Genomic DNA, 22,223 nt, shown 5'->3' on the forward strand with positions numbered 1-22,223 from the left:
GTAAAAAAAAGTGCCGCAGCAGGCAAAACCTGTACGGCACGTGAGGCTCTTAGTCTCCCCCATTGAGGGCTTTTAAGAGGGCTCCCCGTTTTTCATAGGAAGCGCGATACATTTTGGTATTTTCTTCGTCGGGAACGTAGGTGGCCTTGACTTCCAACTGGCGTTCAAGGGCTTTTTTCAGGTCCTTGATATCGCCGGCCGCGTAGGCTGCGACGATGCAGTTGGTAGGTACGGCTCCGCCGGCGACTTTCAAGGTGACGACCGTCGTATCGAGCATGTCAGCCTTGATCTGGTTCCACAGTTCGTCCCGGCTGCCGCCTTCGGTAATGGTCAGGTGCTTCAATCCGATGCCGGCTGCCCGGTATTGGTCGGTGACTTCCATATAGTCATAGCCGATGCCTTCGAGGACGCAGCGCCACATGGCTCCCTGGTCGGAATCGAGGGTAAGGCCCGTAAAGGTCCCGCGGACGTTGGGGTAAGCGCTGTCGCCGCCCGTAAGGTACGGCAGGAACATGGCCCCTTCGCAGCCCGGTTTATGGCGCTTGGCCAGTTCGTCGAGGGTACTGTAGTAGTCGTCCCCTTCTTCTCGGGCGATGCTGTCTTTGAACCAGCGAAGGGCCAGTCCCCCCGTGCGGACCATGCCCCAGTAGAAGTACGTTCCCGGCAGGGTCCCGGAGTTAAAGATGAGGTTGCTTCCGGGGACCGACAGTTCCGGCATGATGCCGTCCGTTGCGGCGCAGAACATGGCGCAGGTCCCGGCGACGTCGACGGCGTTGCCCGCTTCCAAGATGCCGCTGCCCATCATGGATTCCATCGTATCGCCGGCACCGGCACAGATGGGAATGCCTGCGGGAAAGCCCGTTTCCATAGCGTCTTCTTCACAGAGATGACCGATGATGTCCCAAGGCTTTACGATGCGCGGCATGGCCGATTCTGGAATGCCCAGGATGTCGAGTTGTTCCTTGGACCATTCTTTTTTGACGACGTCGTAACCGAGGCCCCAGCCGGACATGGTGCCCCAGTCGATGAAGGCGTCCTTGGCCGTAAGGCCTGCCAGGTGCATTAAGACGTAGGGGCAGTTGTGGACGAATTTGACGCCCTTTTCCTTCCAGGCCGGGATGTTCTTCATGAACCAGCGGGCGAACATGGCCGGGAACATCATGTTCGGTTCGGCGTTGCCCGTTTCCCGTCCCCAAATGTCGAGCTTCTTTGCTTTCAGGGCTTCGACGTCGTCGCGGGTGCGGCTGTCGAGGTAGTTGACGTAGGGCGTAATGGCCTTGCCGTCTTCGTCGATGCCGGCGATGCCGCAGATGATGCCGTCGCCCATGATGGCCCGGACTTTGCTGACGTCCCAGCCTTTTTCTTCCATCTGGCGGCTGCACGAGGCCATGCACTGTTTGATGAGGCGATAATATTCATCGACATCCATCTGGACCCAGCCGGGCTTAGGATATGCCAGATGGGTCTTGGCCGTATCCATGGCCAGGCAGTGCTGTTCATCGTCGTAAACGGCTACTTTGACGCTCTGTGTACCGGCGTCGAATCCGATATAATACTTATCACTCATTGAGACCACAATCCTTTCTTATCAGCCGTGGCAGTCCTTGACCAGGCCGCCGATGCGTCCGACCAGGCCCGTCGTCGATTGGTTGGGCTTGGGCAGGCGCTTGAGACCGGTCAGGGCTTCGACGTAACAGAAATACTCATCCATCGCCGTTTCGATGGCGTCGAGGGTCTGTCCGTCGATGTGTTCAATGAGGGCCAAATCGTGCTGTTCATAGCGGTTGATGTAGCCGTAAAGCGAGGTAAAGGTACCGGTATGCTTGGTATACGAACAGAAGAAACAGTATTCGATGACGGCGTCGCATTTTTTCAGCGTCTGCTGATCCGCTGCGCCGGAAAATTCCGGTCGGTCCTGGATGATGGTCTTGATCCAGTTGTTGATAACGCCTTCAAAAAAAGTAAATAACGACAACAATGCCGCCCGATAGTACCGGCGGGATAAAAAGATGCCTTTCTTCGTTTCCTTTTCTTGCTGCATGACAGCCCGTTGTTTAAATGTACAGTAATCCTTCCACAGTTCTTCATAAATCGAAGCCTGCAGTATATCCATATCACCGTTCTTGAAGATGGTGACGTCAATCTTGGCCTTCATGAAATCGGCTGTCCTCCTACTTGGATAATTTTAAAAAATCTGGTTCTTTCTCGGCCATGCGGCTGAGGATCTTTTCGTACCCGCCGCTGCCATATACGAGACAGCGCTTGATACGGCTGATGGTCGCCGTGCTGGCGCCGGTCTTTTGGACGATATCTTCGTAAATGTCGCCGGCTTTGAGCATGCGGGCCACTTCGAGGCGGGCTGAAATGGCTTTCATTTCCTGAATGGTGCAGATGTCTTCGAAAAATTCATAGCATTCATCGACGCTCTTGAGTTCCAGTATGGCCCGAAACAGTTGGTCGTGCAGGTGATCCCGTAGTTTTTCATTCACTGCCACGATATATCCCTTCCTTCCCTTACAGATTTTGTCTTGCTGAGGCCGTTCCTTTAGTCGGCTAAATACAAGAATTATTATACGGCAATAACGGCAATCTGTCGAGAGAAAAAGCCCCTCCGAAGGGAGAGGCTCTGACTCCTGTATGGTCTTTTACATGGCAAAGAGGTCGATCTGTTCGTCTTCCGGAAGGTCGCCTAAGCAGCCGTCTGCACTCATGGTGTCGATGAGGGACTGGGAAACCTTGCCGCGCATCTTGAGGTCGGCTTTGGAACTGAAGGGAGCGATGGCCCGTTCGGCCACGATCTGTTCGGCGACACTTTCGCCCAGGCCGTCGATGGCCGTAAAGGGCGGCAGGATCTTGCCGTCGCAGATGGTGAATTTCGTCGCTGCCGAGCGGTTGATGTCAACGTTCAGGAAGGAGAAGCCGCGAAGGCTCATTTCCTTGGCCAGTTCCAGGGCTGAATAGAGGTCCTGTTCGATCTTGGAGGCACTCTTGCCCTTGGCGGCGATTTCCTTCATGGCCCGTTCCTGCCCTTCGAGGCCGTGGATCATGGCCGACAGTTTGAAGGCCTTGGCCCGGATGGTGAAGTAAGCGCAGTAGTAAGCCAGGGGCTGGTTGATCTTATACCAGGCGATGCGGAAGGCCATCATGACGTAGGCCACGGCGTGGGCCCTCGGGAAGAGGTAGCCGATTTTCTGGCACGATTCGATGAACCACTGAGGAATGTGCCCTTCTTTTAGTTCGCCTTCGTAGTCCGTCGTCTTTTGGCCCAGTTTGTTGGGCTTATCGATGCCCTTGCCCTTACGGACGTTTTCCATGACCTTGAAACTGGTCTTGGGTTTAATGCCGTGTTCGATGAGATAGTTCATGATGTCGTCACGGGTCGAGACGGCTTCCTTCAGGGGGACCGTCCCCGACGTGATGAGGTCCTGGGCGTTGTTCAGCCAGACGTCGGTACCGTGGGAGAAACCGGAAATACGGACCAGTTCCGAGAAGGTCTTGGGCTTGGTATCGACCAGCATCTGACGGACGAAGTTGGTCCCGAATTCCGGGATTCCCAGGCTTCCGACTTTGGAACCCAGTTCTTCCGGCGTCACGCCGAGAGCCTTGGTCGAGCTGAAGAGGCTCATCGTGGCCGGGTCGTCGAAGGGAATGGTCGTGGCCTTGATATGGGTCATGTCCTCTAACATGCGGATGACCGTCGGATCATCGTGGCCGAGGATGTCGAGCTTGACCAGACGGCCTTCGATGGAATGGTAATCGAAGTGGGTCGTAATGATGCCGCTTTCTTTCTTATTGGCCGGGTACTGGACGGGGGTAAAGTGATGGACGTCCATATCGCGGGGGATAACCATGACGCCGCCCGGATGCTGGCCCGTCGTATTCTTGATGCCCGTGCAGCCTGACACGAGGCTGTTGATGTAAGCTTCGTTGACGTGGATGCCCTTCTTCTCGGCCCATTTCATGACGTAGCCGTAGGCCGTCTTATCCTTGACGGCACCGATGGTACCGGCGCGGAAGACGTTGTCTTTCCCGAAGAGTTCTTCCGTATATTTATGAGCCTTGGGATGGTATTCGCCGGAGAAGTTGAGGTCGATATCGGGGACCTTGTCGCCGTCGAAACCGAGGAAAATGGCAAACGGAATGTTGTGGCCGTTCTTTAAGAGCGGTTCGCCGCATTCGGGGCAGGTCTTATCGGGCAGGTCGAAGCCGCCGCCGTATTCGCCCTTCGTGTAGAAGTGGCTCCAATGGCACTTGGGGCAGACGTAGTGCGGAGGAAGTGGGTTGACTTCCGTAATGCCGGACATGGTGGCTACGAAGGACGAGCCGACAGAGCCTCGAGAACCTACGAGGTAGCCGTCGTCGTTGGAGTGTTTTACCAGTTTATGGGCGATGTAATAGAGGACGCCGAAGCCGTGGCCCAGGATGGACGTAAATTCTTCTTCGAGCCGGTCTTCGACGATTTTCGGCAAGGGCGTGCCGTAGATTTCATGGGCCTTTTCGTAACACATGTGTTTCAAGGCTTCCGACGAGCCTGCGATCTGCGGGAAGTACAGCGTTTCCTTCGGGATCGGCCGGCAATCGTCGATCATGTCGTTGATCTTATTAGGGTTGGTAATGACCACTTCTCTGGCCCGGTCTTCGCCGAGGTAGGAAAATTCTTCCAGCATTTCGTCCGTCGTGCGCAGGTAGAGGTCTGGCTGGAATTCGGCATCTTTGAAGCCCTTGCCGGTCATGAGGATTTCCCGGTAGATCTTGTCTTCGGGATTCATAAAGTGGGCATCGCAGGTGGCGACGGTCAGTTTTCCCAGTTCGTCACCGATTTTTAAGATCGTCCGGTTGATGTCGCGCAGCCCTTCTTCATCGGCCACATAGCCTTCACGGACTAAGAAGCCGTTGTTGGTCAGAGGCTGGATTTCCAGGTAATCGTAGTAATCGGCGATCTTCTTTAATTCTTCGTAAGGAAGCCGTTTCTGGACCATGGAGCGGACCAGTTCGCCTGCTTCACAAGCCGAGCCCAGGACGAGGCCTTCGCGGTATTCGTCGAGGACGGCCCGGGGAATGCGCGGACGGCCGCGGTAGATGTATTTAAGGTGAGAAATGCTGACCAATTTGTACAGGTTGCGGATGCCCGTCTGGTTCTTGGCCAGGATGATGATGTGGTACGACTGGTCGATTTTGTCATCGAAGAGGTAGCCTTCCATGCCGTAGATGACCTTGACGCCGTTGCTCTTGTCCGTCGAGATTTCCTGCAGGAGCGGGAAGGACTGGACGACGCCGTGGTCGGTGACGGCAATGGCCGGATGATGCCATTTTTTGACGGTCTTAATGAGCTGTTTGACCGTGATCAAAGCGTCCATATCGCTCATGACCGTATGGAGATGGAGTTCGACACGGGGCGTCGGGTTATGGTCTTCCCGTTCGACGGTCCCGCCGTCGGCTTCCATCATGTCATAGGCCATGAAGACGTAGTCGTTCTGGTAGTTGTCGTATTGGATATTGCCGTGGATGCGGACGTAGGCGCCGGGCTGCAGTTTTGTCTTGAGGCAGTCGTATTCTTCCGGCGTCAGGGTATTCTTGCGGCGGAATTTGCCGCTGCCGCCCTGGTTGCTGACGTCGAGGAACTTTTTGGCCGAAATGCCGTTGGTGCTGTCGGCCATCTGGAAGGTCAAGAGGATGCGCTTGGACTTCAATTCCCGGAACTCGACTTTGACGACCTTGCCCTGAAGGACGACGTCGTTCTGCTCTTCGCCGAGGACGTCGTTGATGGGAACCGGCTGGCCGCCAAAAGCCCGGCCCATCCAAACCCGGCTGTCGCCGCCGGTCTTAGTGCCGCCATTCCCCTTCTCGCCCTTGCTGACGCTGCACGACGAGACGGAAGCGCACTGGCAGGCTTTTTTATAGTCTTCATCCTGATATAATTCTTCGTCGACGTCGTAGAGGGATTCGTACGAATCTTCGTGAGGAATGCCGTAGCCCTCGAGGTCATCCGTCGAGATGTCGGCAATCTGCCGCAAGGGATCGTTTTCCGGGATGGAAAGGGGCATGTCGCCGCCGTGGAAGACAGACGTCACCTGGTGTTCGACAGACACGTTGCCGTCGAGGCCCAGTTTCCGGCAGACCCGGTCGCGGAGGAGGTCCATATCGCCCGGCGCATAGGCCGACTCGGTCTTGACCTTCCACCAATGGCTTTCCAGGTCAGCTGCAATGGAGGCGACGGCGACGGTCTGGCCGCCGTCGACGGGAATCAATATATCATTTTTAGGAACAATATGCCAAACTTTCATCGATTATCCTTTCTTTCAGGCACGATGGCAGGCTACTCTTCGTCCGAATAGTCCTCTTCATCGTAAGCGTCTTCGTCATCGCCGGCAGGAGCTACCGTGACGTTGAATTCCATCATGTCGTGGGGCGCATTGAGGAGCGGATCCTGGGGCTCGAGATCGGCCGTGCTGACGACTTCTTCACTGTCTCCGTCAGGCGTCAAAACGATGGCGTCATTGGGATCGTAATGCGACGTGATGAGGTCGATATGACGGTCGCCGTCGCTGTAGGTCACGGTCCGGCGGATGGTGATGTCGTGGCCGTCGTAGCCAAACTGCTTCAGCGTATCGTCAGTGACGCTGTCATCGTGCTTCTTTATGATCTTGTGCGGTAAATTCTGGAGATGGGTCGTTTCAAAGGTGACCGTGCTGGTATCGGCGTGGTTGCCTAAGATATACGTCGTCACCGTGTTGGCCCCGACGACGGTATAGACGGCGACGGGGTGCTGGAAGGGGTTGGTAAAGGCAAAATCAAGGCCGTCATCGGCAACGGTAGCATCCATGCCGACCGGTACGTAGGCTGCCGGAGCGAAATGCGGTTCCCGGCTGGCGATGAAGAGGCCCGCCCGAAGGGCTGCGTTGAACAAGGTCGTGCTGACCTGGCAGACGCCGCCGCCGACGGATTGTTCCAGTCTGTTTTCAAAATAGGACGGGGCCTGTTTGTAGCCCTTATCTGCCGTTCGCGTGCCGACGTATTTATTGAATGAAAAGTCCTGTTGGCTGGCGACGAAGGCATGATTCAGCCGTTCCTGGGCCAATTTGATATTCGTATTGCGATCCGGATTGCTGTTGTCGAAATGGGTCGTGTAATAAGACAGGACCGTATCGATGTCCTTCAAGTCATCGCTCTTGATATCGGCCTGCTGCCGACTGTCAACGGGGACGTCGATATCGCCGGTCTGGCCCTTATGCAGGCTGTCGGCAATGGAATCCTTGAGGCCTGCCGTATTGATGACGATGCGGTCTTTTTCCGGTTCGACGGCGACGGTCTTATTGTCTTCCTTGACATAGGCAAAGGCATTTTCCGGATCCTTGTCGTGTTTGTCGTGGAGATCGCTCAGGGCCTTGTCGAGTTTTTCTTCATCGACGGCAATGGCCAAGGGGATGTCCTTGCCATACATCAAGGTCGTCGCCACGTCAGCCACGCGCTCCCAAGGCATGCCCTGCCGTCCGATGAGGTGGAGTTCATCGTCGATGTACTGGCGGTCGAGCTTGGCCCCGAGGTCATCGAGGTTCAGCGTCGTATCGACGCCGTCCGCTGCCAGATGGAGCTTGCGCCCTTCGATATCTTTGGCATGGATGTCGAGGTAATTGGCAATATCTTCATCGGTCATGCCCTGGACTGAATGACCGTCGAGGGTCACCATCTGTTCGGCCCTCGTCTGGGCGGCAAAGAATCCGCCGAAACCCAAGATGCACAGGGCTGCGACGACACCGCCTATTTTTTTCCATGACCGAGACTTCGGAGCCGGCAGCCCATGTTTTTCACGATACCGGCGGCGGTATTCCTTCATTCTCTCTTTTCGTTCCTTTTCTGCTTCCGTCACGCTCTAACCTACCTTTTCAGACTACAATAAAGACAAATAAGGGCTCCCATATCGGCCGGCGACGCCTTCCCGCTGCGGATATGGAGCTGTAAGGTAAAAATATTGCAAATACAACGTTCTAACTCTTCTATTGTCCAATAAGATGCGACTTTTTGCAAGTGATATATGACATATTTCGCACTTCGCCCCTTATTGACCGCCGTCAGGACCTGTTCGCGCTGGGTCTTTCCGGCATGGGCCTTCAACAGTTCTTTATACGACAAGAGGAGCCGCAGTCGCGACAGCATGTATCCCGTGTTCTTCAAAAAGGCATCTTGCTTGCTGAACAGCCCTTCGACAAAGGGCAGTGTCTTTTCCCCATTGCGGCGGAGGAAGGCATCCATGAAGGTGAAGAGGTTCTTTTCCATGGTGCCGGCAAAGAGATCGGCCAAGTCATCCGGTCCGATGCTCTGTTTCCCAGCGGGCAGGGTGATGCACAATTTATCGAGTTCGGAAAAGACGTAGAGCAGAGAAATGCTGCCCCAGGTCTGGAACAGGTCCTGCAAAAAGACGACGCCGTCGCGGCTGAGGCTCTTGCCCTGTTTCTTCAGGTACGCCGTCACGTAAGGCATGACATTTTTTTCGCTCACGGCTTCGGCAGCGACGACCCGGGCCATGGGCTTCAAGGCCTTAAAGAAAGCGCTTCCCGTATCGACGTTGCCCTTGCTGTAAAACAAGAGGCTGTTGCCGTCGTCGAGGCGTCCCGCTTCGTCGAGGAACCACTGTTCTTCTTTGCTCACTTTGCTCCGCGACCGGCCGCCCCGCTTCAAGGGCAGAAAGGGACAGTCGTACCAGACGGTGATCGTGCCGCTGCTAAAGAGGCTCGTCCCCTGAAAGGATTCGACGACCGTTGCCGCCGCCGCATCTTTTTGAAAGGTCTGCACTTCAGCGTCGCCGCCGGACCGTTTCCGGGCCGCTTCAAAAAACTGTCTCCGCCCCTCTTCCATGAGGTAGGCTTCGGACCCGTAGATGATCATTATATTTTTAGCATTATTCATAGATGTTCCTCAACAAATGTAGACAGGTGCCACCTTCCACGCCGACGGGCCAGGCGCAGTTGTCCGTCCCGAGACGGAAGGTAGGCAGGAACGCCGAAACTGTCGGCTGCCTCGCTCCACTCGGAAAAGGCTCCGTCCCCGCGGCGTCCTTCATAGACGACGGTGGCCATGGCCGAGGCCGGAAAGGCCCTTCCGTCCCAACCGTCAAGAGATCGGAACTCCCAAAGGAGGGCTTCGTCGGAAAAGGACTTGGGCACGGCTCGTGCACCGCCATAGGGAATATCCCCTGTCCCCGGGCCCTTCAGGAAGGTGAATTCTTTTTGAAACAAGGCTTCTGTGTAAGCCCTTTCCTCCCCTTCGACGACGCACCGGCGAAGGGTGAAGATGCCGTTGGCCCGAAGGGCCGGGATGACGACGACAGCCGCCTGGTCGGGATGGGAGAATCTCGATTTATTATACCATAAATCGGCCGATCTATCTTCATAAATAATGGCCGTCGCCTGATCGCGGCCGGCATCAAAAATCAGCACGCCCGGCCCGGACGGCCGCACCATGAAGCTTATGGCCAACGAAATAATGAGGGGTAGGAACAACGTCTTTCGAAGGGGCCGAAAAAAGACGACGGCCACCAAAAGATACCAGGTCAGCCAGGCCCAAAGCGACGGCTGGCCGGCCCACAGGCGGCTCCCCGGAAGGGCGGCGATAAAGGCATTGCCCTTGAGTGCCAGGGCCAGAAAGGGCTTCAATCCCCAGAGAATCAGGTCAGCCCCGGCTCCATACACTAAGGACAGGACGGAAGCGCCCAGACCGAGGACCATGACCCCATCGAGGACCGGCGCCACGACGGCGTTGGCCAAGAGCGAATAGACGGGAAAGGAAAAGAAGGCCGAAAAGAGGATGGGCACGACGAGGACCTGAGCGGCCAGGGACACGGACAGGCAGTTTCGCAAAAATTCCGGCAAAAACGAAAGGCCGGTCGCGATCCGTTTATAGAATAGCACGATGCCCGCCGACGCACTGCACGACAGGCGAAAGCTCAAATCGAAGAAGAGGTAGGGACTGTACAGCAGCATGGCCGCAACGGCCAGAGCCAGGGCATGGCCTGCCGTATAGTCCCGGCGTGCCGTCAGGCTGAAGGCACTGAGGGAGCCCATGATGGACGCCCGGACGACAGGCGACGTAAAATCAGCCAAGGCGCTGTAAAGGAGGAGAAAGGCTACCGACAAGATAAAGAGCGGTGTCCCCCGAAGGCCGAAAGCCCGGCCGATGACCTGCAGGACGGCTAAGAGCAGGGCCACGTGCGAGCCGGATACGGAGAGGATATGAATGAGACCTGTCGTGCTGAAGGACTCGATAAGGCCCGGCGGCAGTTCATCGTAGTGGCCGCCAAAGAGGAGGCTCGACAAGACCGGCCCATAATCCGCCCCGAGGACGGCATCATATCGCCGGGTTAAGGCCTTTCGCAAGTCCTGCAAAAAAGCCCTGAAGCCCGTCGGTTCTGCCAGGCGTCGGACGTCCCTTCCCTCTTTGGCAAAGAGGCGCAGCCACACGCTTTTTTCCCGATCGCGGCGGCGGGCATCGTACATGCCGTCGTTTTTATAATACGTCAGTGGCCGGCTCTGACCGGTGATCTGAAGGGTTTCTCCGACAGCCGGCCCGTCGGGGACGGTCACGTAGGCCTTGCCGGCACCGGGGTACACCCGATTCTCATCGCCGTAGGCATAGGAGGCAACATCCAGGACGTAGCGCCCCATCGGTCCCGCTTCGCTCGTAAAGGTGCCTCTTTTTTCAGAGACCGTCCCTATGGCGACGAGGTTAGCTCCGGCGGCCTGATGGGGCAAGGCGTCGTAGCCGTCGGAAGCCAGTTGAAGCCGGCCGGCACCGAGGCAAAAAAAGACGGGAATCAGGAAGAAGAAAAAGGCCTTTCGCCCATACCGGGCGCCCAGTCCCATTCCCAAGAGGGCTAAAAGAAAAAAGGCCCCCCACCAAGGAAGGGGCAGCGAAAGGCTGTCGGCAGCAGCAATGCCGGCACTCAGAGCCAGCACCAAAGAGAGGCTGAGCCAAATCAGATGCAGGGCCGGAAGGGTCATAAGCCGACCTGATCCTTTAATTTTTGGAATTTAGCCGGTCCGATTCCCTTAACCTTCTGCAATTCGTCGATGCTGGTAAAGGCGCCGTGCTCCCGACGGTAGGCGATGATATTGTCGGCCATGGAAGGTCCGATACCGGGCAGGGTCATGAGCTTTTCGGCATCGGCCTGATTTAAAGACACCTTGCCCTCGTCGATCGGTGCCGGCGGTACGCCGTTCCAGTCATAAGGGATGTGGACATGCATGCCGTCCGCCGCCCTTGCAGCCAGGTTCACAGATGCCGTATCGGCATAGGCCGCCATCCCCCCTGCCGTCTCTACGGCTTCGCCGACGGTCTGTTCCCCGGCCAGGGCATAGAGTCCCGGCCTATGTACGGCGCCCGTCACGTAGATAAAGGCCTTGTCGGGCAAGACCTCTTCGACGACCGGCACCGGTTCGGCCACGACCGGAAAGAGATGTTCACTGAATTGGCTCACGGCCAAAAAAACGGCGATGGCGCCAAAGACGACGATTTTCTTCATGGTTCGTCCCTCCTCGATGGTAAGCTATACGTACAGTTTGCCTTATGAGGACGAGACGGAGGGAAAGTTTAATCGATTTTTAACCGGAAATCCCCTGTTTCACGAAAGATTTATATTACCAGCTGCCCTTCGACTTCCAGAAATTCTTCTGGAGCATGACCAGGAGGGTGAACATTTCAAGGCGCCCTAAGAGCATGGACAGGCAGAGGATGGACTTTGAAAAGAGGGACAGTTCGGCATAGGTCGACGTCGCCCCGGTGATGCCGAAGGCCGGGCCGATGCAGCCCATGGTCGAGACGCTGATGCCGATGGCGTCGAAGACGTCGATGCCGTCAAAGGTCAGGAGCAGGGCCCAGAGGGCGATGAACATGACGTAGAGGAAGCAGAACTGAGCCACGCGGACGACCGTATCGTCGCCGATGCGGTGGCCGTTGATGGTCATGCCCAGGACCTGATTGGGATGGAGCTTCGTTTTCGCCGCATGCCAAATGTACTGGGCCATGATGACGACGCGCGACACCTTAAGGCCGGCCGCCGTCGAGCCGGCACAGCCGCCGGAAATCATGAGCATCAGCAAAATGCCCTTAGAAAAAGTCGGCCAGCGGTCGAAATCGGCCGAGACGAAGCCCGTCGTAGCGATGGACGCCGCTTGGAAGGACGAGTAGCGAAGGGCCGTCGAAGGGCCGATGCCGAAGGCACTCATGAGGTTGAGGCCGATGAGAATCGTCGCCGCCGCTACGATCAAGAGATAGACCCGAAATTCCATATTGTCCCAAAGGACGCTCCAGCCCTTTTGCCAGGCCCGGTAATACAAGGCGTAGTTGCCGCCGGTGAGGATCATGAAAAAGGTCATCCAACCTTCGACGGCCGGGCTTTCAAAGTGGGCCGCACTGGCATTATACGTCGAAAAACCGCCGGCCGAGACTGTCGACAAGGCGTGGTTGACGGCGCCGAGAAAGTCCATGCCGCAGAGGAAGAAGATGACGAAGGCCGTCGCCGTAAAGGCCATGTAGATGCGAAAGAGGACCTTGGTCATGTCGTGCAGCCTGGGCAGGACGCGCTCTCTCGTAGGACCCGTCGATTCGGCATTATACATGTAAAAGACCGCCGACTGACCGGCTTCGGGCAAGAGGGCGATGAAGATGACGATGATACCGAGGCCGCCGAGCCAGTGGGTCATGCTGCGCCACAGAAGCAGGCTCTGGGGCAGGATTTCAAGGTCCGTAATGACCGTCGCCCCGGTCCCGGTAAAGCCGGACACGCTTTCAAAGAGGCCGTCGAAATACGACAGGTAGCCGCCGAGGCAGTACGGAAGCATGCCCAAAAACGTAGCCAGCATCCAGCCGATTCCCGTAATGGCAATGCCTTCGCGCATGGTCAGTTTCTGCGTCCGCACGTGGCCGTAGTTCAGGCAGGCCCAGCCGACGAGTCCGCAGAGAATGATGCTGCCCACAAAAGGCAGCCAGCTCGATTCCCCCATGATGACCGCCATGGCCAGGGGCCAAAACAGGACGCCGCCCTGGGCCAAGGCTATTTTTCCTAAAAATCGAGAAATGACGCGTAAATCCATAAGATCCCCTTCATGAAAATTAATTTTTCTCTATTATACCATGAGGGCTTGAGAAAACAAAAAGCCGGCCGCCGCTGTGATTTTCCGACGCCCAAGCGTTCCCTGCCGGAAGCGCAAGTGGCCGACCTATGATATAATAACAGGATCACAAAATTTATCCCCAAGAAAGGATGATCGTCATGTCCCATGACTCTATCGATACCTTACTCACCTTCATCGCCCAAAGCCCGTCGCCGTACCACACGGCCGCCGCTTCGCGGGACCTTCTCGACAAGGCCGGTTTTACGGCCCTTATGCCGGACGCCGCACCCTGGCAGCTCGAAGCCGACGGCGCCTACTACGTTCCCGTCTACGGATCGGGCCTCATCGCCTTCCGGACCGGCCGCAACATCCGCCGCCACCTGCGCCTCAGTGCGGCCCACACTGATTTTCCCTGCCTGCGCATCAAGCAGCGTCCGGAAATCCGCGAAAAGGGCTATCTTAAAGTCAACGCCGAAACGTACGGCGGTCTCCTGCGCGAATCGTGGCTCGACCGCCCCCTGTCCCTGGCCGGTGCTGTCGCCATCGAAACGGAGGACCCCTTCCGGCCCAACCTGCGCCTCATCGACCTCAAACGGCCGGTCCTCACCATTCCCCGCCTGGCCATCCACATGAACCGCAAGGCCAATCAGGGCATCGAGCTCAATCCCCAAAAGGACCTCCTGCCGGTCATGGGCCTCGACGAAAAAGAGGTAACGCAGCACTTCTTCCTCGACTTCTTGTCAGAAACGTGCCGCTGCCTGCCCGAAGCGATCCTGTCGTACGAACTGACGGTCTATCCGACAGAACCGGGCTGCCGCCTCGGTTGGCACGATGAATTCGTCTCGTCGCCCCGCCTGGACAACCTGACGTCGGTCCTGGCCTCCCTATCGGCCCTGGTAAACGCCGCCGACGCCGACGGCTTGAACGTCGTCGCCCTCTTTGATAACGAAGAAGTGGGCAGCCATACGAAACAAGGCGCCGATTCCGTCATCCTCTCCCGGATCCTCTCCCGCATCTATCACGCCTTCGCGCTCACCGACGACGACCTGTCGGCCGACCTTTCAAAAGGCTTCATGCTGTCCGTCGACGTCGCCCATGCCATCCATCCCAACGTCCCGGAAAAATGTGATATCACCAACCAGCCCCAAATGGGCCGCGGCGTAGCCCTCAAGATTGCCGCCAGCCAGTCCTATGCCGGAGACGCCGAAGCCGTCGCCGTCCTGAAAGGCTTGTGCCGCCGGGCCGACATCCCCTATCAGATCTTCATGAACCGCTCCGACCTTCCCGGCGGCTCGACCTTGGGCTCCCTCTTATCGGCCAACCTCCCCATCCGGACCATGGACATCGGCATTCCCATTACGGCCATGCATTCATGCCGTGAATTGATGGGCGCCGCCGACCAACAGGCCCTGACCGACCTCATTACGACCTTCTTCAGCCATTCCTAATATCCCGATTTTTTTTATCCTGTATCGCAGATGCCGCCATTGACACATTTTGTTTTACATCTTATAATGAAAAGTGTATATTACAGCATACTGTATAGTATACAGAAAGAGTGGATATGAATGACTCTAGGACAAGAAATTAAGTACTATCGCAAGAAAAACGGCTTAACCCAGACGGCTTTCGGCGACCTCTTCGGTATGTCAAAGCAAGCCGTCTACTCTTGGGAAACAGGTCTTTATTCACCAGATATTTCAGTATTGCTGAAAATGGCTGATTTTTTCCAAATTCCCATCTGTGTCCTTGTCGGCCGACCCGGCATGTACTGCCAAAAGAGCGATGACACCCGCAGCAACTGCGACTACTGTGCGCCCATTACGGACGAAGACTGTCTCGTCATCCGGGCCCTTCACGCCTTGCCACCGGAAAAACAGCAAGCCGTCAAGACACTCCTCAATATCAAACCGAAAAAGAACGGAAACTCCGAATCAGGGGACAACTGACAATGCGGTATTGATATATAAAAAATCGGACCCGATCCATGGAGGGTCCGATTTTTTATGCCCTTTTCTTGCCAGGGCCCGGTAAATACGCTATGATGAGAAAAAACGAAAAGGAACGATTGCTATGGAATCTCTTCTCCGCTCGGTCTATGGCCGGGCTGAAGCCGAATATGTCATCAAAAAATCCCGCTTCATCGCCACCGTCTGTGAAGTGAAAACGGAAGATGAGGCGGCAGCCTTCATCGAAAGCGTGCGCAAGCACTATTGGGACGCCCGTCACAACTGCTCGGCCTTCCAAATCGGAGCCGGCGGACAGATCCAGCGCTCCAGCGACGACGGTGAACCGTCGGGAACGGCAGGCCGGCCCATCTTAGAAGTCTTAAAGAAACGAGACCTGACCAATACGGCCGTCGTCGTCACCCGCTATTTCGGCGGCATCAAACTCGGCGCCAGCGGCCTCATCCGGGCTTACAGCCACGCCGCGACCCTGGCCCTCGACGAAGCGTCCGTCGTCGTCTACACGCCCTTCACCCTCCTTACAGCGACCGTCGCCTACCCCTTGGTCAGCACCCTCGAGCGCTTTGCCGAAAGTCACGGCGTCCTCATCGCCGACCGGGCCTTTGCCGCCGACGTGACCTTCACCTTTGAAGTCCCCGAAGGCGACAGCGACGCCTTCATCGCCGACCTGACCAATGCCACTAACGGCCGCGTCAGCTGCAAAAAAACGGGTACCGTCGTAAAACCGGTACCCGTCACAGAGACGTAACAGCTTCGATCAGGCCTTATAGCCTGTTGCCATATCGACCATATTTTCAAGTTTTTCGCCGGCGAGGAACCGCTTCAGGTTATCGACGGCAATGCGGGCGATGTAGTCGTGCGTCGCCTGCAGGTGGTAGCCACCTGAAATATGGGGCGTAATGTAGATGCCCTTCGTCTGCCACAAGGGATCGTCCTCGGGCAGCGGTTCCGGATCGGTAACGTCCAAAGCAGCCCCTGCCAAATGACCGGAAAGGACGGCTTCCCGCAGGGCTTCCTGATCGACGTTGTTGCCGCGGCCGACGTTGACGAAGTAGGCCCCCTTCTTCATGGCCATGAAGCGGTCCTTATTATAGATCCGATACGTTTCCGGCGTATCAGGCAGGCACGACGCGACGATGTCCGCCCGAGAGAGATAGTCTTCGAAATGAGCCATATCCCCCATTTCATCGGCTTCCGGCGGAACCTCGCCCTTACGGCGGCGCAGGCCGATGACATAAGCGCCCAAAGCCTTTACGCGGCGGCCGAAGTTGCGGCCGATATCGCCAAAACCGACGACGACGACCGTGGCCCCATAAAAGGACGTGACCGGGCCTTCATCGCGCCACAAGGATTGATGCTGATTGTCATGGTAGAGATACAGCTTCTTCATCATAGCCAGGCTCTGGGCCAGCATGTGCTCGGACAACGCCAGGCCATAGGCACCGGTCGCATTGGTGAGCGCCACGCCGTCGGGCAGGATACCGGCCTTACAGTAACTGCCGGCACCGGCACTGTTGAGCTGGAGCCATTTCAAATGCCTGGCCTTGCTGACCAGCTGCGGGTCGATGTTGCCGATAATGACGTCGGCGTCTTCAAGGGCCGCACCGGCATCGCTTCCATCACCGGGACAGAAGGTCACCTTGGCCCCTTTCGCAGCCGTTTCAAACCACTGTCGCTGTTTTGCATCCGTATCCATGACAACGAGAATATTCAACAGAATCACTCCTTATTATATTTTGTGTTGGCGGCAATTTCTTTTACCGTTTCTAATGGGCATTTCGCGATATGGGCAATGAATTCATAGGTTACATCTTCCTGCAAGAGCGCCGTAACCAGACGAACCACGCTGCCCTCTTCGCCGTCCACGTTGACGAATTGTCCCATGTCCGCCTCCTCTGCACTATCTGCACAACCAAAAGGCCCCATTTTCACAGGTGAAACAAGACCTTTTTCGTAAAAATAAACGCTGTATTTACGTTTTAATTATAGCTTGTATGTACTGAAAAAGATAGGCGGCAGCGGTACTTGTGACAAAACTGTTCATCCGTAGTCTAAATATATCAACTATCTGTTAATGATAGTCCTAAAAAAATAATTATTGTCACTAAAAAGACAACCGCTGTCATCAAGAGATTTAAATCTGACGACAGCGGCCGTTTTAGTTAGACAGCTTTTTTATTGACCCCGGCCTTATTTCGCCATGAGCGAGGCGACTTTATTGGCAAAGGCCACAGGATCATCGGGCATGATGCCTTCGAGAAGGAGGGCCTGATCGTAGAGCAGGTGGCAGTAATCCTTGAAATCGGCCGTGTCCTTGCCGGCCTGATGGACGGCGGCTAATTTCCCGAACAATTCGTGATCCGGGTTGATTTCCAAGATGCGGCGCGCCTTGAACATGGGGTTGTTGGCGGCAGCAAAGGCCTGTTCCATGGCCAGGGACGGACCGGCCGCATCGGCAACGAGGCAGACGGCGCCGCTCTTTAAGCGGTTCGACAGGCGGACGTCGGCGACCTTATCGCCTAAGAGGCTCTTCATATCCGCGAGGAGGCCTTCATTGTCCTTAGCGAGGTCTTCGTTCTTCTTCTTTTCGGCCTTAAAGGCATCGTCTTCGAGGTCCAAATCGCCGCGGCTGACGGAATGGAAACGGTGGCCTTCGTATTCGCCGATGGCTTCGACGGCAAATTCATCGACGGGATCGGTCATGTACAGGACTTCGATGTCCCGGTCGCGGAGGAGTTCCATCTGGGGCAGGCCTTCGATGGCTTCCTTATCCTTGCCCGTTGCGTAATAGATCTTCTGCTGGCCGTCTTTCATATTGTCGACGTATTCCTTGATGGTCCGGAGTTTTCCGTCTTTCGAGGACATGAACAACAAGAGGTCCTTCAGTTTTTCGACGTTATTTTCACCGGTCATCATGCCGCTGTAGACGCCGATTTTCAGGGATTTGCCGTATTCGGCCCAGAACTTTTCATACTTTTCACGGTTCTTTTCGAGGTCCCGTTTGAGGGATTTCAAAATTGTCTTTTCCAGGTTGCGGCCGATGAGGTTCAGTTCACGGCTCTTTTGCAGCAGTTCACGGGAAATGTTGAGGGACAGATCCGGCGAATCGACGAGGCCTTTGACGAAGCGCAGGTAGTCCGGTAGGAGGTCCTTGCATTTATCCATGATGAAGATATGCCGCGAATAGAGCTGGATGCCCGGTTCATAGTCGGCATAGTAGAGGTTGAACGGGGCCTTGCCCGGGATGAACAAGAGGGCCGTGTAATCGACGGCACCTTCGGCACGGTTGTGGAAGATGTCCATCGGTTCGTCCCATTCATAGAACTGATGCTGGAAAAATTCGTGGTATTCTTCCGGTTTGATATCCGATTTATTCCGCGTCCACAAGGGCTGCATGGAGTTTAAGGTCCGCGTTTCCGTATGTTCTTCTTCCGGCGCATCTTCGATGGTCTTGCCGTCGGCATCCTTTGGCTTTTCCTTGGTCGTAAAGTCCATGGTGATTGGGTAGCGGATGTAGTCGGAATACTTCTTGACCAGGCTCTGGAGGGTCATCTGATCGGTGTAGTTTTCTTCGCTGCTGTCGCCGTAGAAGTCACTGTTCAAATGGAGGATGATCGTCGTCCCGTGCTTCGGTTTCTGGCATTCTTCGAGGGTGTATTCGCCGCTTCCCGTCGATTCCCACTTGTAAGCCTGAGCTTCGCCGGCCTTACGGGTGACGACCGTAACCGTATCGGCGACCATGAAGGCCGAATAGAAGCCGACGCCGAACTGGCCGATGAGGTCCTTATTCGTATCGCCGCCGTCCTGGGATTCCTTCAGCTTTTCAAGGAAGGCTTTCGTCCCCGACTGGGCAATGGTGCCGAGGTTGTCCATCAAATCCTGCTTGTCCATACCCAGGCCGTTATCGGAAATGGTCAGGGTATGGCCGTCGGCATCGGGCGTCAGGTGGATTTCAAAGCCTGTGTCCCCTTCGAGGAGATCGCCGTTAGTGAGAGACTGATAATGGAGCTTATCGATCGCATCGGAGGCGTTAGAAATGAGTTCCCGCAGGAAAATCTCATGATTTGTATAAATAGAGTGGACCATCAGGTCCAATAACTGCTTCGTTTCAGCTTGAAATTCATGGGTTTCTTTTGCCATGGTAAAAACACTCCTTTGTATCCGTTTTCCGTACCGTCAGTGGCATCTGAGGTACCTTCACATCACTATCATACCGCAAAAAGTCAAATAGTCAAGTATTTTTTCGGCATAAGCCTGCCCCATGGCAAAAGACAAGGCTGCGCCCTCATTCCAGGCTTTGACGAGGACCTAGTTTTACCGAACCGCCCATAAAAATCTGCTGCAGATTGCCGTCGTCATCGACACTGGCTGCAATGGCAATGGTGCCGCCGGGCTGCTTCATATAAGCGGCCACCCGTTTGCGCGTCGTACAGGCAAGCGCTGCTGCGACGGCTGCCGATCCGCTGCCGCAGCTGTTTTCCCAGTAGAGGGTATCCGTCCGGCTGACGTAGACGGCAGGAATCATCTCCTGCGTTTTGGTGTCGCAGAGGATGAGGCCGTACGCCGGGAAATCTTCGCCGTCGACGTAGTCTTTCAAGGCCTGCCAATAGACGTCCTTATCAAGGCCTTCAAAGGTCTCTACGAAGTGGACAAAGTGCGTAATCCCCGGCAGGTCGACGCGGAAGAAACGAACCGGCACCCCGCCGACGTCTACCAAAATACCGCTGACGTCGTCAGGATAGGGCATCTCGATAAAGGCCTCATAGTCCCGGCCTCCCGTATGATTGACCTTGACCGGCAGGATTTCGTCGCAGCCAGAACAGGATACGCCGTAGACGCCCTGATCCTTCCCTTCGCAGGACAAGGCGTAGGCCGCCGCTGCCCGCGAAGCATTGCCGCAAAATTCGCCGCCCATCATATCGACGCGAAGGGGTTTGCCTTCCATACAGGTCACATAGCCGACCTGCTCGGCGTCGATGTCAGGCCTTGCCAGTAAAGCCGCCGCCAGGGTACTGTGTTCTTCCTTAGGGACCGGCGTCAGCACCAAAATCGTCTTATTGCCGCTGGGATTGGCCAACATATACTCTATCTTCATGATCATGCTCCTTTTCGCGCGGACCCGTACGTCCGCGTCCATAGTACGTATCTCCTGCTATTGTATCACGACGCCGGTCTTCATAGAATACGAAGTCGCTCTTTTTTATTCCGTTTCACCAAGGGATGGCCTCTCCATATAATCCGATCATCGAAGCCATGTAAGACAGGGGGAAAAACCTACAGGTCCGCCATTATGTTACCAAAAATATTTCGTCTAAATAAATATAACTCGAAAAAATGTGAATGTAAAATCGATAACAGCTTATGCCAAGCGACTTAAGAGTTTAAACCAAGCTCTAAGTCGCTTTTTTGTAAACTCATATAGTCAGATACCTTATGGTATCGAGAAAAGAGGAATTTTTCTCATTTTCTTCATCCTCACAAAGAGGCCGTCATTTTCAAGGACCGAAGGAATCAGACGAGCCCGAGCACGCACAAGGGCCTCAAACCTTCTGCCTCCCTGTAGTCCCCTTCCGAGACGTCAGCCCGAGCCCCCAATTCGGCTGGAAGTTTGACGGCTCATGTCTCCCTTTGACACAGACGGCACTGCCCCTTTTCGGACTCCCACAACATGACTCCCATCATCAAAAACGGTACCAGACATCCTTCACCGATGCCGGTACCGTTTTTTTTCATGCCATCTTCAATTTTACGCGCCCGCCGACGCGTCAACAAACCTCCGTCAAAACGATTTAGAAGAAACGTTTCAGTCCCCCTATGGCACAAACTCCTTTTCTAAAAGGAGTCCATGTAACTCCGGGGATTTTGGTACGCCGACGACCGCACCAATGTCGCCGCCTTCGGGTGGCGCGGAGTTTCAGTCCCCCTATGGTACAAACTCCTTTTTCCAAAAGGAGTCTACTTAACTCCGGGGATTTTGGTACGCCGGCCAAAAAATAACATGAGCAAAAAAGAATTTGATATTAGTTTCAGTCCCCTTACGGGGATTTTGGTACGCCGGCTAGAGCACGAGACGCGGAAGTGCGTCGTTGCGTACGAAAGGTTTCAGTCCCCTTACGGGGATTTTGGTACGCCGGCTTGATCGACGTACGATTTAAAGAAGTCGGCATGCATTGGTTTCAGTCCCCTTACGGGGATTTTGGTACGCCGGCACCGAGAAATCTGCACTGAGTACGGCCATCATCTGAATAGTTTCAGTCCCCTTACGGGGATTTTGGTACGCCGGCGAAGTAGTGCACATTATCGCTGAATCTCTTAGAATGCTGAGTTTCAGTCCCCTTACGGGGATTTTGGTACGCCGGCTTCCACTCTAATAGACAAAAGATTACGTTTCTGGCACAGTTTCAGTCCCCTTACGGGGATTTTGGTACGCCGGCCCAGTTTCGGCGATTTGTTAGTTAGCTCAAAAAAAGATCGTTTCAGTCCCCTTACGGGGATTTTGGTACGCCGGCGTAGCGGCCAGCCGGTTCAGTTCGGAAATCTGCATCGACGTTTCAGTCCCCTTACGGGGATTTTGGTACGCCGGCCTTCTAATATCGTAGTCGACCATGAAGGAGACATCTTGTTTCAGTCCCCTTACGGGGATTTTGGTACGCCGGCGTCCGCTTCCTGAGGTCAGGAGGAACCAAACTGGACAGTTTCAGTCCCCTTACGGGGATTTTGGTACGCCGGCTCTGTCTTCCAGTACCCGCTCCCAGACTGGGCTCACAGGCGATTTTTTCAAACCTCGGGCTTTTTTCGCCTTTTCGGCTGACCCGGGTGAAAAATAAAAATCAGGCAATGGCGATTATCGGCTTGGTTATGCCGTTTTTCGCAGGTTTAAAAATTTTCAAACCTACGGGGTTTTTGACCCTGAAATAGGTTTTCCAAAGGTCAATATTACCTTGACTTTTCTTTAGTATACGTTTTTCGGCTTTTGTTGTCAAACCTTTCTAACATGAGGTCGAAGCTTCCCTGCAAAGACTTATGATCTGATATGCTCCCCTTTAGGTAGACATGAGAAATAATAAAATCTCATGCTGCTTGAAGGGGAGTATTTTTAATGCGAAAAACAAAGATATGTGCTCAAGAGAAATTACATACCGTCAAAGAC

At 55.2% G+C, this 22,223-nt stretch carries 16 protein-coding genes and 1 CRISPR repeat array; of the genes, 3 read left to right on the forward strand and 13 right to left on the reverse strand.

Annotated features, from left to right (window positions below; translation table 11 throughout):
- Positions 1-49: 49 nt before the first annotated feature.
- The 9 genes from UCI88_RS10275 to UCI88_RS10315 all read right to left on the reverse strand — a co-directional run bounded on the left by UCI88_RS10275 (position 50) and on the right by UCI88_RS10315 (position 13,085).
- Positions 50-1,567: an FGGY-family carbohydrate kinase gene (locus tag UCI88_RS10275; RefSeq protein WP_256179455.1), complete on the reverse strand. Its 1,518-nt coding sequence runs from the start codon at positions 1,565-1,567 to the stop codon at positions 50-52.
- Between the two features lie 21 nt (positions 1,568-1,588).
- Entirely contained in the window at positions 1,589-2,155 is a 567-nt protein-coding gene (locus UCI88_RS10280; RefSeq protein ID WP_044503057.1) for a hypothetical protein, read from the reverse strand.
- A 16-nt stretch (positions 2,156-2,171) separates the two neighbouring features.
- Complete coding sequence (locus tag UCI88_RS10285) at positions 2,172-2,495, reverse strand: YerC/YecD family TrpR-related protein (protein ID WP_044503058.1); 324 nt, start codon at positions 2,493-2,495, stop codon at positions 2,172-2,174.
- A 150-nt stretch (positions 2,496-2,645) separates the two neighbouring features.
- Positions 2,646-6,284 (reverse strand): PolC-type DNA polymerase III, encoded by a 3,639-nt coding sequence (locus tag UCI88_RS10290; RefSeq protein WP_044503059.1) that lies wholly within the window; start codon positions 6,282-6,284, stop codon positions 2,646-2,648.
- Positions 6,285-6,316: 32 nt separating this feature from the next.
- Positions 6,317-7,867, reverse strand: a complete 1,551-nt coding sequence (locus UCI88_RS10295; RefSeq protein WP_256179454.1) for a VanW family protein — start codon at positions 7,865-7,867, stop codon at positions 6,317-6,319.
- Between the two features lie 8 nt (positions 7,868-7,875).
- The gene (gene holA / locus UCI88_RS10300) at positions 7,876-8,904 is read right to left on the reverse strand and encodes a DNA polymerase III subunit delta (RefSeq protein ID WP_256179453.1); all 1,029 of its coding nucleotides are present in this window, start codon (positions 8,902-8,904) and stop codon (positions 7,876-7,878) included.
- Entirely contained in the window at positions 8,901-10,994 is a 2,094-nt protein-coding gene (locus UCI88_RS10305) for a ComEC/Rec2 family competence protein (protein WP_256179452.1), read from the reverse strand. Before UCI88_RS10305 ends, holA begins: the two co-directional genes overlap by 4 nt.
- Positions 10,991-11,515, reverse strand: a complete 525-nt coding sequence (locus UCI88_RS10310) for a helix-hairpin-helix domain-containing protein (RefSeq protein WP_256179451.1) — start codon at positions 11,513-11,515, stop codon at positions 10,991-10,993. The genes UCI88_RS10305 and UCI88_RS10310 overlap by 4 nt, the downstream gene beginning before the upstream one ends.
- Before the next feature lie 115 nt (positions 11,516-11,630).
- Entirely contained in the window at positions 11,631-13,085 is a 1,455-nt protein-coding gene (locus UCI88_RS10315) for a TrkH family potassium uptake protein (RefSeq protein WP_256179450.1), read from the reverse strand.
- A gap of 179 nt (positions 13,086-13,264) precedes the next feature.
- Between UCI88_RS10315 and UCI88_RS10320 the strand changes: the two genes are divergently transcribed.
- From UCI88_RS10320 to UCI88_RS10330, 3 genes are all read left to right on the forward strand, one after another.
- The gene (locus tag UCI88_RS10320) at positions 13,265-14,554 is read left to right on the forward strand and encodes a M18 family aminopeptidase (RefSeq protein WP_256179449.1); all 1,290 of its coding nucleotides are present in this window, start codon (positions 13,265-13,267) and stop codon (positions 14,552-14,554) included.
- Positions 14,555-14,674: 120 nt separating this feature from the next.
- Positions 14,675-15,055, forward strand: coding sequence for a helix-turn-helix transcriptional regulator (locus UCI88_RS10325; RefSeq protein WP_044503064.1), 381 nt, complete (start codon positions 14,675-14,677; stop codon positions 15,053-15,055).
- A gap of 124 nt (positions 15,056-15,179) precedes the next feature.
- Entirely contained in the window at positions 15,180-15,821 is a 642-nt protein-coding gene (locus UCI88_RS10330; protein ID WP_256179448.1) for a YigZ family protein, read from the forward strand.
- Positions 15,822-15,830: 9 nt separating this feature from the next.
- Here UCI88_RS10330 and UCI88_RS10335 read toward each other — a convergent pair whose 3' ends face one another.
- From UCI88_RS10335 to UCI88_RS10350, 4 genes are all read right to left on the reverse strand, one after another.
- Complete coding sequence (locus tag UCI88_RS10335; protein ID WP_276535313.1) at positions 15,831-16,787, reverse strand: D-2-hydroxyacid dehydrogenase; 957 nt, start codon at positions 16,785-16,787, stop codon at positions 15,831-15,833.
- A gap of 5 nt (positions 16,788-16,792) precedes the next feature.
- A complete protein-coding gene (locus UCI88_RS10340) occupies positions 16,793-16,957 on the reverse strand; it encodes a hypothetical protein (RefSeq protein WP_176698832.1) in 165 nt (54 codons plus the stop codon).
- Positions 16,958-17,263: 306 nt separating this feature from the next.
- Positions 17,264-19,213: a molecular chaperone HtpG gene (gene htpG, locus UCI88_RS10345; RefSeq protein ID WP_044503067.1), complete on the reverse strand. Its 1,950-nt coding sequence runs from the start codon at positions 19,211-19,213 to the stop codon at positions 17,264-17,266.
- A 145-nt stretch (positions 19,214-19,358) separates the two neighbouring features.
- A complete protein-coding gene (locus UCI88_RS10350; protein WP_256179446.1) occupies positions 19,359-20,210 on the reverse strand; it encodes a hypothetical protein in 852 nt (283 codons plus the stop codon).
- 886 nt (positions 20,211-21,096) lie between these two features.
- Positions 21,097-21,803: direct repeats of the CRISPR family, unit length 36 nt; unit sequence GTTTCAGTCCCCTTACGGGGATTTTGGTACGCCGGC.
- The last annotated feature ends 420 nt before the right edge of the window (positions 21,804-22,223 follow it).

The organism is Megasphaera massiliensis (genome assembly GCF_036305205.1).
In the GTDB taxonomy this organism is placed as follows: domain Bacteria; phylum Bacillota; class Negativicutes; order Veillonellales; family Megasphaeraceae; genus Megasphaera; species Megasphaera massiliensis.

Coding starts and splice junctions, on each gene's coding strand:
- UCI88_RS10275 (WP_256179455.1), bottom strand. CDS start 1,567: ATGAGTGATAAGTATTATATCGGATTCGACGCCGGTACACAGAGCGTC.
- UCI88_RS10280 (WP_044503057.1), bottom strand. CDS start 2,155: ATGAAGGCCAAGATTGACGTCACCATCTTCAAGAACGGTGATATGGAT.
- UCI88_RS10290 (WP_044503059.1), bottom strand. CDS start 6,284: ATGAAAGTTTGGCATATTGTTCCTAAAAATGATATATTGATTCCCGTC.
- holA (WP_256179453.1), bottom strand. CDS start 8,904: ATGAATAATGCTAAAAATATAATGATCATCTACGGGTCCGAAGCCTAC.
- UCI88_RS10305 (WP_256179452.1), bottom strand. CDS start 10,994: ATGACCCTTCCGGCCCTGCATCTGATTTGGCTCAGCCTCTCTTTGGTG.
- UCI88_RS10310 (WP_256179451.1), bottom strand. CDS start 11,515: ATGAAGAAAATCGTCGTCTTTGGCGCCATCGCCGTTTTTTTGGCCGTG.
- UCI88_RS10315 (WP_256179450.1), bottom strand. CDS start 13,085: ATGGATTTACGCGTCATTTCTCGATTTTTAGGAAAAATAGCCTTGGCC.
- UCI88_RS10320 (WP_256179449.1), top strand. CDS start 13,265: ATGTCCCATGACTCTATCGATACCTTACTCACCTTCATCGCCCAAAGC.
- UCI88_RS10325 (WP_044503064.1), top strand. CDS start 14,675: ATGACTCTAGGACAAGAAATTAAGTACTATCGCAAGAAAAACGGCTTA.
- UCI88_RS10330 (WP_256179448.1), top strand. CDS start 15,180: ATGGAATCTCTTCTCCGCTCGGTCTATGGCCGGGCTGAAGCCGAATAT.
- UCI88_RS10340 (WP_176698832.1), bottom strand. CDS start 16,957: ATGGGACAATTCGTCAACGTGGACGGCGAAGAGGGCAGCGTGGTTCGT.
- htpG (WP_044503067.1), bottom strand. CDS start 19,213: ATGGCAAAAGAAACCCATGAATTTCAAGCTGAAACGAAGCAGTTATTG.
- UCI88_RS10350 (WP_256179446.1), bottom strand. CDS start 20,210: ATGGACGCGGACGTACGGGTCCGCGCGAAAAGGAGCATGATCATGAAG.